Origin of the sequence: Enterobacter cloacae complex sp. XAL002, from assembly GCF_049236805.1 — a bacterium.
GTDB classification, from domain to species: Bacteria; Pseudomonadota; Gammaproteobacteria; order Enterobacterales; family Enterobacteriaceae; genus Enterobacter; species Enterobacter intestinihominis.
In genome coordinates this window covers 81,997-93,608 of sequence record NZ_JBMKJN010000012.1, presented here as the reverse complement: position 1 = coordinate 93,608, position 11,612 = coordinate 81,997, and the positions used below count along the sequence as shown (strand labels likewise).

Here is an 11,612-nt window from a genome sequence, read left to right as displayed (position 1 = left end):
GCGTAGTCGCGGGTTTTTTCGTAAACCGTGCCGATTACAGGCTGGATACGTTCTCAGACAGGTATTTAGCTACGCCGTCTGGGGAAGCCGCCATACCTTCTTTACCTTTTTCCCACTGAGCCGGGCACACTTCACCGTGCTCTTCGTGGAACTGGAGCGCGTCAACCATGCGCAGCATTTCGTCGATGTTACGACCCAGCGGCAGATCGTTCACAACCTGGTGACGAACGATGCCGTTCGCGTCGATCAGGAAAGAACCACGCAGCGCAACGCCAGCGTCCGGATGTTCGATACCGTAAGCCTGCTGGATTTCGCGTTTGATGTCCGCAACCATCGCGTATTTCACCGCACCGATGCCGCCGTTTTCGACAGGGGTGTTACGCCATGCGTTGTGTACAAATTCAGAGTCGAAGGAGACGCCAACCACTTCCACGCCACGCTTCTGGAATTCTTCGTAACGTTTGTCGAACGCGATCAGCTCAGACGGGCAAACGAAAGTGAAGTCCATTGGCCAGAAGAACAGAACGGTCGCTTTACCGTTGGTGTGCTGTTTGAAGTTGAAGTTTTCAACGATTTCACCGTTGCCCAGAACGGCGGCAGCTGTAAAATCCGGAGCCGGACGAGTTACCAGAACCATATGATTCTCCTGTAGATACTAAGGTTATTTGGAACGCAACGCGGGCCAGTATAGAGGCAGCGCGGGAATAAGACAAAGAGGTGGTAACAATCGTTCCACCAGCTTTTACCTATCAATCGAACCGGCATCACAGTTCTTTATTTTTCGCCTGCGCCATCATGCGCGGGTAGAACTGCCAGAAGCGCGTTTCCAGCGCGTCATAATGTTTGTCCAGGTCGTGCCAGGAGTCGCGCAGCGCGTCCAGACGCGGTCGACGGCTGGCCATGCCGTTGAGCACGTTCTGAATGAAATCCATCTCGCGGTAACGCTCCAGCCAGCGTTCAGACCACAGATAGTTATTCAGATTCACAAAGCGCGGTGGGGAGTCCGGCAAAATGATCGACACCTGCGCGTGGGCGTAGTGCACAAACTCAGGCAGCGACATATCAGGCGACAGCTGGGACCAGTGGCGCGACAGGAAATGATCCCACATGACGTCGAGCGTGATCGGCGCCACGCGTCGCGTTTCGGGGCGGAACCAGGCTTTGGCTTCCGTCACTTCCGGCAGGTTATCGGTCAGCACGTCGATGCGGCGGTGCATAAAAATCCCGTCAATAACCTCGGGGGAATAATCTTCCGCGGGGTTGCCGCGTACGAAATCGGCCAGCAAATTGCCTGAGAGGGAGCTGTCCGCGAGGTGAGCGAGATGCAGGTGAGCGAGAAAATTCATGCGTTTTATTCGTCCGGTGGCGGCTAGTTGTTGCAGCAAAAGGGTGTGAGCACTAGACTATGCCGCCTGTTTTTAAGTCACGAGTATACGTCATGCGCGTCGCCGATTTCTCCTTTGAACTACCTGAATCCCTGATTGCTCACTACCCCATGCCTGAGCGTAGCAGCTGTCGCTTGCTGTCACTGGACGGGCCAACGGGCGCGCTGACGCACGGTACTTTCACCGATCTGCTCGACAAGCTCAACCCTGGCGATCTGCTGGTCTTTAACAATACCCGCGTGATCCCAGCGCGTCTGTTTGGCCGTAAAGCCAGCGGCGGCAAGATTGAGGTGCTGGTCGAACGTATGCTCGATGATAAACGTATTCTGGCACATATTCGCGCATCCAAAGCGCCGAAGCCGGGCGCTGAACTGCTGCTGGGTGATGACGAGAGCATCAAAGCGACCATGACCGCGCGTCACGACGCGCTGTTCGAGGTGGAGTTTAACGACGAGCGCACGGTGCTGGATATCCTCAACGCCATCGGCCACATGCCGCTGCCGCCGTACATTGAACGCCCGGATGAAGAAGCCGACCGCGAGCTGTATCAGACCGTCTACAGCCAGAAGCCTGGCGCAGTGGCGGCGCCAACGGCGGGCCTGCACTTTGATGAACCGCTGCTGGAAAAGTTGCGCGCCAAGGGCATTGAGATGGCCTTCGTGACGCTGCACGTCGGCGCGGGGACGTTCCAGCCGGTGCGCGTGGACAGCATCGAAGACCACATCATGCACTCTGAGTATGCCGAAGTGCCGCAGGAGGTGGTTGATGCGGTGCTGGCGGCGAAAGCGCGCGGTAGCCGCGTCGTGGCCGTCGGTACAACGTCGGTACGTTCCCTTGAGAGCGCTGCGCAGGCCGCGAAAAAAGAGCTGATTGAGCCCTTCTTTGGCGATACGCAGATCTTTATCTACCCGGGCTATCAGTACAAAGTCATTGATGCGCTGGTGACCAACTTCCATCTGCCTGAATCGACGCTGATTATGCTGGTCTCCGCGTTTGCGGGGTATCAGCATACGATGAACGCCTACAAGTCTGCGGTAGAACAAAAATATCGCTTTTTTAGCTACGGTGACGCGATGTTTATCACGTACAATCCGCAGGCTTTGAATGAGCGTGTCGGGGAATAAGTCCGCGGCACCGTGTTACAACGTTGGACTGTTTTTCTGACGTCGGAGAAAAAATGAAATTTGAACTCGATACCACCGATGGCCGCGCGCGTCGCGGTCGCCTGGTGTTTGATCGCGGCGTGGTAGAAACCCCCGCGTTTATGCCTGTGGGCACGTACGGCACCGTAAAAGGAATGACGCCGGAAGAAGTTGAAGCCACTGGCGCACAGATTATTCTCGGCAACACCTTCCACCTGTGGCTGCGTCCAGGCCAGGAGATCATGAAGCTCCACGGCGACCTGCACGACTTCATGCAGTGGAAAGGCCCCATCCTCACCGACTCCGGCGGTTTCCAGGTCTTCAGCCTGGGCGATATCCGTAAGATCACCGAGCAGGGCGTACACTTCCGTAACCCGATCAACGGCGATCCAATCTTCCTCGATCCGGAAAAGTCTATGGAGATTCAGTACGATCTCGGCTCCGATATCGTGATGATCTTCGACGAATGTACGCCATACCCGGCGGACTGGGACTATGCCAAACGTTCCATGGAGATGTCCCTGCGTTGGGCGAAGCGTAGCCGCGACCGTTTTGACTCCCTGCAAAACAAAAATGCGCTGTTCGGCATTATCCAGGGCAGCGTTTACGAAGATTTACGCGATATCTCGGTTAAAGGTCTGGTAGAGATAGGCTTTGATGGCTACGCTGTCGGCGGTTTGGCTGTGGGTGAGCCGAAGGAAGATATGCACCGTATTCTGGAGCATGTCTGCCCGCAAATCCCGGCGGATAAACCACGATACCTGATGGGTGTGGGTAAACCAGAAGATCTGGTGGAAGGCGTACGTCGCGGCATTGATATGTTCGACTGCGTTATGCCAACCCGAAACGCACGTAACGGTCATCTGTTCGTTACCGATGGCGTGGTGAAAATCCGTAACGCGAAGCATAAGAGTGACACCAGCCCGCTCGATTCCGAGTGCGATTGCTATACCTGTCGCAATTATTCTCGCGCGTATCTGCATCATCTCGATCGTTGCAACGAGATTTTGGGGGCGCGTCTCAATACCATTCATAATCTTCGTTATTATCAGCGCTTAATGGCTGGTTTACGTAAGGCTATCGAAGAGGGTAAATTAGAGAGCTTCGTGACCGATTTCTACCAACGTCAGGGGCGGGATGTTCCACCGTTGAACGTTGATTAATTTTAATAATGAGGGAATTTGAATGAGCTTTTTTATTTCTGATGCGGTAGCAGCAACGGGTGCACCAGCGCAGGGCAGCCCGATGTCTCTGATTCTGATGCTGGTTGTGTTCGGTCTGATCTTCTACTTCATGATCCTGCGTCCACAGCAGAAGCGTACTAAAGAGCACAAAAACCTGATGAACTCCATCGCGAAGGGCGATGAAGTCCTGACCAATGGTGGCCTGGTGGGTCGCGTAACCAAAGTAGCGGAAAACGGCTACATTGCTATCGCCCTGAACGACACCACTGAAGTGGTTATCAAACGTGACTTCGTAGCTGCCGTTCTGCCGAAAGGCACCATGAAGGCGCTGTAATCCCAACTTTTCCCAAAGGGAACTGCCGTGTTAAACCGTTATCCTTTGTGGAAGTACATCATGCTGGTCGTCGTGATTATCGTCGGCCTGCTGTACGCGCTTCCCAACCTGTATGGTGAGGATCCGGCCGTTCAAATCACTGGCGCGCGCGGTGTCGCCGCCAGTGAGCAAACGCTGATCCAGGTCCAGAAAACGTTACAAGAAGAAAAAATTACCGCTAAGTCTGTGGCACTGGAAGAGGGCGCAATTCTTGCTCGCTTCGACACCACCGACACGCAGCTCCGCGCACGTGAAGCGCTGATGGGCGTGCTGGGTGATAAGTATGTCGTGGCGCTTAACCTTGCTCCTGCAACCCCACGCTGGCTGGCTGCGCTGAACGCAGAGCCAATGAAACTGGGTCTTGACCTGCGTGGCGGCGTTCACTTCCTGATGGAAGTGGATATGGATACCGCGCTCGGCAAGCTACAGGAACAGAATATCGACAGCCTGCGCAGCGATCTGCGCGATAAAGGCATTCCGTACACCACCGTACGTAAAGAAGATAACTACGGCATGAGCATCACGTTCCGCGACAGCGCGGCACGCGATCAGGCTGTGACCTATCTGTCTCAGCGTCACCGCGATCTGGTGATCACCTCTCAGGGCAGCAACCAGCTGCGTGCGGTAATGACCGACGCGCGTCTGAGTGAAGCACGTGAGTACGCCGTTCAGCAGAACATTAACATTCTGCGTAACCGTGTAAACCAGCTGGGCGTGGCTGAACCACTTGTACAGCGTCAGGGTGCTGACCGTATCGTGGTCGAACTGCCAGGTATCCAGGATACCGCCCGGGCGAAAGAGATTCTGGGCGCGACGGCGACTCTGGAGTTCCGTCTGGTTAACGCCAACGTTGACCAGGCTGCTGCGGCTTCAGGCCGTGTGCCGGGCGATTCCGAAGTGAAACAGACCCGCGAAGGCCAGCCGGTTGTGCTGTACAAACGCGTGATCCTGACCGGTGACCATATCACCGACTCCACTTCAAGCCAGGATGAGTACAACCAGCCGCAGGTTAACATCTCGCTGGACAGCGCAGGTGGCAACATCATGTCTAACTTCACCAAGGACAACATCGGCAAGCCGATGGCGACCCTGTTCGTGGAGTACAAAGACAGCGGTAAGAAAGACGCCAATGGCCGTGCCGTGCTGGTGAAAGAGGAAGAGGTGATTAACATCGCCAACATCCAGTCTCGTCTGGGTAACAGCTTCCGTATTACCGGTATCAGCAACCCGAACGAAGCGCGTCAGCTCTCTCTGCTGCTGCGTGCCGGTGCGCTGATTGCGCCAATTCAGATTGTTGAAGAGCGTACCATCGGTCCAACCCTGGGTATGCAGAACATCAAGCAGGGTCTGGAAGCGTGTCTGGCCGGTCTGGCGGTGTCCATCATCTTCATGATCTTCTTCTATAAGAAGTTCGGCCTGATTGCGACCTCCGCGCTGATTGCCAACCTGGTGCTGATCATCGGTATCATGTCCCTGCTGCCGGGGGCGACGCTAACCATGCCGGGTATCGCGGGTATCGTTCTAACCCTTGCGGTGGCGGTCGACGCCAACGTACTGATAAACGAACGTATTAAAGAAGAGCTGAGCAACGGTCGTTCTGTACAGCAGGCGATTGAAGAAGGCTACAAAGGGGCGTTCAGCTCCATCTTCGATGCGAACGTAACAACACTGATTAAGGTTCTTATCCTGTATGCAGTGGGTACTGGCGCGATCAAAGGCTTTGCGATTACTACCGGTATCGGTGTCGCAACGTCGATGTTTACCGCTATTGTCGGCACCCGTGCCATCGTGAACCTGCTGTACGGCGGCAAGCGCGTCAAAAAGCTGTCTATCTGAGGAGTGCGTTGTGGCACAGGAATATACTGTTGAACAATTGAACCACGGCCGTAAAGTCTGGGACTTTATGCGCTGGGACTACTGGGCCTTCGGCATTTCAGGTTTTCTGCTGATCTTGTCCATCGTCATTATGGGCGTGAAAGGCTTTAACTGGGGTCTGGATTTCACCGGTGGTACGGTGATCGAAATTACCCTGGAAAAACCGGTCGATATGGACCAGATGCGTGAGTCTCTGCAAAAAGCGGGCTTTGAAGAGCCGCTGCTACAGAACTTCGGCAGCAGCCGCGACATCATGGTGCGTATGCCGCCGGTACACGATGCCAACGGCAGCCAGGAGCTGGGCAGCAAGGTCGTTCAGGTTATTAACGAAACGACCAGCCAGGATGCAACGGTTAAGCGTATTGAGTTTGTCGGCCCGAGCGTTGGTGCTGACCTGGCACAGACCGGTGCGATGGCGCTGCTGGTGGCGCTGATCTCGATTCTGATTTACGTCGGTTTCCGCTTTGAGTGGCGACTGGCGGCAGGCGTGGTTATCGCTCTGGCGCACGACGTGGTGATCACCATGGGCATACTGTCTCTCTTCCACATTGAGATTGACCTGACGATTGTGGCATCCCTGATGTCCGTTATCGGTTACTCACTGAACGACAGTATCGTGGTATCTGACCGTATTCGTGAAAACTTCCGTAAGATCCGTCGCGGCACGCCGTACGAAATCTTTAACGTGTCGTTGACCCAGACGCTGCACCGTACGTTGATCACCTCCGGCACCACCCTGATGGTGATCCTGATGCTGTTCCTGTTCGGTGGCCCGGTGCTGGAAGGCTTCTCGCTGACCATGCTGATCGGTGTGTCTATCGGTACGGCCTCGTCTATCTACGTCGCGTCCGCGCTGGCGCTGAAGCTGGGCATGAAGCGCGAGCATCTGATCCAGCAGAAAGTCGAGAAAGAAGGGGCGGATCAGCCGTCCATTCTGCCGTAAGAGTCTTATGCGGTATCGAAATCCCGGCCTGCTGGCCGGGATTTTTTTTGTCTACTCCTGACAGTATGCATATCGCTGCTTCCGGCTCGACCGGTGCCTCAATATTGTGCAGACGGAGAGACGCTTTAGCGAAAGTGCGGACAGAGCTCTGGCAGATTTTTTGCGGAAGGTGAAGCAGTAAAAAGCCGGGTGGCGTCTACGCCTTACCCGGCCTACATTCGGATCGTAGGCCCGGCAAGCGCAGCGCCACCCGGCGAAGTCCGCACAGGTTAGAAGTTGTAACCCACGACCAGGTAACCACCCCAACCGGTAGAGCGAACGCTGAAGTCGCCGTTGCCGAAGTTCAGGCTGGCGTCGTCGTTCCACTGACCGCCGTTGTGCCAGTAACGCGCAACAACAGAGTAGTGCCAGTGATCGTAGTTCAGCGCCAGAATGTGGCTGGAGGCGATGGAGTTACTGGTACGAGCATGCTTCCCGTTGTTGTCATAGAAGTTATCGTCGCCCAGGTCTGAACCCCAGTCAAAGTTGGTGAAGCCGATATAGCTCAGGTTACCGCCCCACAGCTGAGTGATTGGCACAAAGTATTTCACTTTGAAACGGTAGCCATCCCACTCGTTCTCATTTGATGCGCCATAGTTCTGCCACTGGTATTTCGCATACACGTTCAGTGACAGGCTCATTGGCAGGCCGGTTTCGATGTCAGTACCCAGACCCATATACCAGGTGCTCTGTTCCTGAGAATCGTTGCGACCCATGTCATAGATGTAGTTGTTCGCGAAGTACCACTCTTTGAACGGACCAAACGCCAGGCTGGTGCCGGTCAGTTTGTCGATAGAGAAACGCGGTTCGATTTCCATGAACAGCGGGGAGCCATTGTTCCAGATACCTTTCGCATCGGAGTTACCGCCGAAGAATACCGGCAGATCGACGTAGCCGTAGAAATCAAACCAGTCTTTCTTGGCAAACGCTTCGTATTCCAGGTAGGTATCGTTGCGGATCTGCGGCCCGAAACGGGTGTGGTAGCTGCCTACCACGTTAACGCTCTGGTGCCACCAGTCGGAGAGATATTGTGGTTTGTCGTTTTCCGCTGCGTTAACAGTGAAAGAGGAGGACAGTGCCAGCACGGCGCCAGCTGCGAGTAATGTTTTTTTCATAATCATGCCACTGATTGAAATTCCCTTCCGGGAGTGAAAAATGCGCGAATTGCGTTTCTAAATATTTCGTGTTTCTGCGGAGCCTATTATAGGAATCCTTGCTCACAAAAATATGTGTTGTTTCACATATCTCTCACATACGTAATCGATTGCGTTCACGTTTGCGTACTTTAAACGGCCGGGATTGTAGCGGCAATCATTTATGTTGCCAATCCATACGAAATGTAAATGTTAGCGGAGTGACATTTCACTCCGCTAAAAGGGCGGGTTATTGCGCGGCAGGTTGAATGTCGTGAATGCGGATAAAGCCCAACTGTTTTGGCGTCAGTCCGCTCAGCTGGAGCGGGATATCAACATCGCTCGGTGCCAGCGTGCTGGCGGGGGCGGTGAAGAGCTGATTCTTCACATTCACCTCCTGATAGCTCTCCGTGGTGCCCTGAATCTGGCCCCACTCTACGGTGCCGCTGAAGGCGGGAAGCGGATCGTTGGATTCACCCTGAATGCGTAATGTTGCGCGCGTACCATCGGCATTCGCTGCAACATTCACCAGAGACATCTTTAGCGTGCCAATCTGGCTGTTCAGACGCGCGGGCGTGTTTGCACCCGGCAATAAATAAACGCCATTGCTGGATTTGGCATTCAGCGCGTTCTGCTGGGTGATCTTCACGGTTTCTTTATTAAGTTTGTCCATCGCCACATTGAGCGTATTCACGCTTTGTTTCATCTCGCGAACTTCACTTTGCTGTGCGCAGGCGCTGAGCGTGAACAGGCTCCCAACCAGCACTATTTTTAGGTAACGTCTTGTCATTGCGTTTAATTCCTTGAAATCACACATTGCTGCAATGGTAGACAGGATAGTGGCGTCAGGCATAGATCCTTTGTCTCAAAAAGCTCTTCCTTTGTTGTCGGGCCAGTTCAGGGTAAAATAGAAATCAGTTAACCAGATAACAGGGACATCGTATGCATTGCCCATTTTGCTCCGCTGTGGATACCAAAGTCATCGACTCACGTCTTGTAGGCGAAGGGTCTTCCGTGCGTCGTCGTCGGCAGTGTCTGGTGTGCAACGAGCGTTTTACCACCTTCGAAGTGGCAGAGCTGGTAATGCCGCGCGTGGTAAAAAGTAACGATGTGCGCGAACCGTTCAATGAAGAAAAACTGCGTAGCGGGATGCTCAAGGCGCTGGAAAAACGGCCCGTCAGCTCCGATGACGTCGAAATGGCGTTAAATCATATTAAATCTTATCTGCGGGGGCTAGGTGAGCGCGAAGTGCCGAGCAAAATGATCGGTAACCTGGTGATGGAACAGCTGAAAAAGCTCGATAAAGTCGCCTATATTCGCTTCGCCTCCGTTTACCGCAGCTTCGAAGACATTAAAGAGTTTGGCGAAGAGATCGCCCGCTTACAGGATTAAGCCTATGCAGGACGAGATGTACATGGCGAGAGCCATGAAGCTGGCGCAGCGCGGTCGGTTTACCACTCACCCTAACCCTAATGTCGGCTGCGTCATTGTTAAAGATGGCGAGATCGTGGGTGAAGGTTTTCACTACCGCGCAGGCGAGCCGCACGCTGAAGTGCATGCCCTGCGCATGGCGGGGGAGAGGGCGCGTGGCGCGACGGCTTACGTGACGCTGGAGCCATGCAGTCATCACGGGCGCACGCCTCCGTGCTGCGAAGCACTGATTGCGGCGGGAGTCTCGCGCGTTGTCGCCGCCATGCAGGATCCTAACCCGCAGGTGGCGGGCCGCGGGCTGTATCGTCTGCAACAGGAAGGGATCGACGTCAGTCACGGCCTGATGATGCAGGATGCCGAAGCCATCAACAAAGGCTTCCTGAAGCGTATGCGCACCGGTTTCCCGTTTATCCAGCTTAAGCTTGGCGCGTCACTGGATGGCCGCACGGCGATGGCGAACGGCGAGAGCCAGTGGATCACCTCGCCACAGGCAAGGCGCGATGTGCAACGTCTGCGCGCACAAAGCCATGCTATTCTCACCAGCAGTGAAACGGTGCTGGCTGACGATCCGGCCCTTACCGTGCGCTGGGATGAGCTGAATGCCGATACCCAGGCGCTCTATCCGCAGGAGAACCTGCGTCAGCCGCTGCGCATTATTATTGATAGCCAGAACCGCGTGACGCCGGAACACCGTATCGTGCAGCAGCCGGGGGAAACCTGGATTGCCCGCACCAAAGAAGATACGCGCGAATGGCCGCAAGGCGTGCGCTGCATTATGGTACCGGAGCACAACGGGCATCTCGATCTGGTGGTGCTGATGATGCTGCTGGGTAAACAGCAGGTCAACAGCATCTGGGTTGAAGCCGGTCCGACGCTCGCCGGCGCGCTGCTCCAGGCAGGGCTGGTGGATGAGCTTCTGGTCTACGTTGCGCCTAAACTGTTAGGTAACTACGCGCGCGGCCTGTTTGTGCTGCCCGGCCTTGAAAAACTGGCCGATGCGCCGCAACTCTCATTCAGCGAGATTCGTCCGGTAGGCCCGGATGTCTGCCTCCATTTAACGACAGCGTAATTGCTCCTGAAATAGGGAAGCAGTGCGCAAAGTATTATGATAAAATCCGCCCCCCTGCGGGGCCAAATGAACCCGTAAAGGAAGAGTATGAACATTATTGAAGCTGCTGTAGCTACCCCGGACGCTCGCGTCGCCATCACCATTGCGCGTTTCAACAACTTCATCAACGACAGCCTGCTGGAAGGTGCGGTTGACGCCCTGAAACGTATCGGCCAGGTTAAAGATGACAACATTACCGTCGTTTGGGTACCAGGTGCTTACGAACTGCCACTGGCAGCGGGCGCGCTGGCGAAAACCGGTAAATACGACGCGGTGATTGCACTGGGTACTGTTATTCGTGGCGGCACTGCGCACTTCGAATACGTTGCGGGCGGTGCAAGCAATGGTCTGGCGCACGTTGCACAGGATGCTGAAATTCCTGTCGCGTTCGGCGTACTGACTACCGAAAGTATTGAACAAGCCATCGAACGTGCTGGCACCAAAGCCGGTAACAAAGGTGCAGAAGCTGCACTGACCGCGCTTGAAATGATCAATGTATTGAAAGCCATCAAGGCCTGATTTTTTTGTAAGGGGAATTCCGTGAAACCTGCTGCTCGTCGCCGCGCCCGTGAATGTGCCGTCCAGGCACTTTACTCCTGGCAGTTGTCCCAGAACGACATCGCTGATGTTGAATACCAGTTCCTGTCAGAACAGGACGTGAAAGACGTTGACGTTCTGTACTTCCGTGAACTGCTGTCGGGAGTGGCGACTAATAGCGCGTATCTCGATGGTCTGATGAAGCCATACCTGTCCCGTCTGCTCGAAGAGCTGGGCCAGGTCGAAAAAGCAGTGTTGCGTATCGCGCTGTTTGAGCTGTCTAAACGTGATGATGTGCCGTACAAAGTGGCCATCAACGAAGCGATCGAACTGGCAAAAACCTTCGGCGCTGAAGACAGCCACAAGTTTGTAAACGGAGTGCTGGATAAAGCCGCACCTGCGATCCGTCCCCACAAAAAGTGATCCGCAAACCGGAGTCTTGCATTGCCTTTTTGGCAGTGC

General features: G+C 54.7%; 13 protein-coding genes and 1 pseudogene. 10 read left to right on the top strand and 4 right to left on the bottom strand.

The annotated features are described in order from the left end of the window. Positions 1-34: 34 nt before the first annotated feature. Both ACOT0L_RS13570 and acpH read right to left on the bottom strand, forming a co-directional pair. Positions 35-637: a peroxiredoxin C gene (locus ACOT0L_RS13570; RefSeq protein WP_003859113.1), complete on the bottom strand. Its 603-nt coding sequence runs from the start codon at positions 635-637 to the stop codon at positions 35-37. Between the two features lie 127 nt (positions 638-764). Then, on the bottom strand, positions 765-1,346 hold the full coding sequence (gene acpH / locus ACOT0L_RS13565) for an ACP phosphodiesterase (RefSeq protein ID WP_126503112.1): 582 nt from the start codon (positions 1,344-1,346) through the stop codon (positions 765-767). Positions 1,347-1,438: 92 nt separating this feature from the next. On the opposite strand from acpH, the gene queA reads away from it, so the two are divergent. The 6 genes and pseudogenes from queA to ACOT0L_RS13535 form a co-directional block, all read left to right on the top strand. Continuing rightward, positions 1,439-2,509, top strand: a complete 1,071-nt coding sequence (queA, locus tag ACOT0L_RS13560) for a tRNA preQ1(34) S-adenosylmethionine ribosyltransferase-isomerase QueA (protein WP_022647221.1) — start codon at positions 1,439-1,441, stop codon at positions 2,507-2,509. A gap of 53 nt (positions 2,510-2,562) precedes the next feature. After that, the gene (tgt, locus tag ACOT0L_RS13555; protein ID WP_003859110.1) at positions 2,563-3,690 is read left to right on the top strand and encodes a tRNA guanosine(34) transglycosylase Tgt; all 1,128 of its coding nucleotides are present in this window, start codon (positions 2,563-2,565) and stop codon (positions 3,688-3,690) included. Positions 3,691-3,712: 22 nt separating this feature from the next. Then, entirely contained in the window at positions 3,713-4,045 is a 333-nt protein-coding gene (gene yajC / locus ACOT0L_RS13550; protein ID WP_003859109.1) for a preprotein translocase subunit YajC, read from the top strand. Positions 4,046-4,072: 27 nt separating this feature from the next. Continuing rightward, a complete protein-coding gene (gene secD / locus ACOT0L_RS13545; protein ID WP_032621613.1) occupies positions 4,073-5,920 on the top strand; it encodes a protein translocase subunit SecD in 1,848 nt (615 codons plus the stop codon). Between the two features lie 10 nt (positions 5,921-5,930). After that, positions 5,931-6,902, top strand: coding sequence for a protein translocase subunit SecF (secF, locus tag ACOT0L_RS13540; protein WP_003859105.1), 972 nt, complete (start codon positions 5,931-5,933; stop codon positions 6,900-6,902). A 70-nt stretch (positions 6,903-6,972) separates the two neighbouring features. Then, a pseudogene (locus tag ACOT0L_RS13535) lies at positions 6,973-7,083 on the top strand (DNA-binding transcriptional regulator); the annotation flags it as partial. Between the two features lie 88 nt (positions 7,084-7,171). On the opposite strand, the gene ACOT0L_RS13530 reads toward ACOT0L_RS13535, so the two are convergent. After that, positions 7,172-8,056 carry a nucleoside-specific channel-forming protein Tsx gene (locus tag ACOT0L_RS13530; RefSeq protein ID WP_032621817.1) on the bottom strand — a complete coding sequence of 295 codons (885 nt, stop codon included), beginning with the start codon at positions 8,054-8,056 and terminating at the stop codon, positions 7,172-7,174. A 268-nt stretch (positions 8,057-8,324) separates the two neighbouring features. Next, on the bottom strand, positions 8,325-8,864 hold the full coding sequence (locus ACOT0L_RS13525) for a DUF3251 domain-containing protein (RefSeq protein ID WP_126503110.1): 540 nt from the start codon (positions 8,862-8,864) through the stop codon (positions 8,325-8,327). Positions 8,865-9,016: 152 nt separating this feature from the next. Between ACOT0L_RS13525 and nrdR the strand changes: the two genes are divergently transcribed. The 4 genes from nrdR (at position 9,017) to nusB (ending at position 11,573) form a co-directional block, all read left to right on the top strand. Beyond that, positions 9,017-9,466 (top strand): transcriptional regulator NrdR, encoded by a 450-nt coding sequence (gene nrdR / locus ACOT0L_RS13520; protein ID WP_003859099.1) that lies wholly within the window; start codon positions 9,017-9,019, stop codon positions 9,464-9,466. 4 nt (positions 9,467-9,470) lie between these two features. After that, the gene (gene ribD, locus ACOT0L_RS13515; RefSeq protein WP_126503108.1) at positions 9,471-10,574 is read left to right on the top strand and encodes a bifunctional diaminohydroxyphosphoribosylaminopyrimidine deaminase/5-amino-6-(5-phosphoribosylamino)uracil reductase RibD; all 1,104 of its coding nucleotides are present in this window, start codon (positions 9,471-9,473) and stop codon (positions 10,572-10,574) included. 87 nt (positions 10,575-10,661) lie between these two features. Then, positions 10,662-11,132, top strand: a complete 471-nt coding sequence (gene ribE / locus ACOT0L_RS13510) for a 6,7-dimethyl-8-ribityllumazine synthase (protein ID WP_003859098.1) — start codon at positions 10,662-10,664, stop codon at positions 11,130-11,132. 21 nt (positions 11,133-11,153) lie between these two features. Continuing rightward, positions 11,154-11,573 (top strand): transcription antitermination factor NusB, encoded by a 420-nt coding sequence (gene nusB / locus ACOT0L_RS13505; RefSeq protein ID WP_006809908.1) that lies wholly within the window; start codon positions 11,154-11,156, stop codon positions 11,571-11,573. The last annotated feature ends 39 nt before the right edge of the window (positions 11,574-11,612 follow it).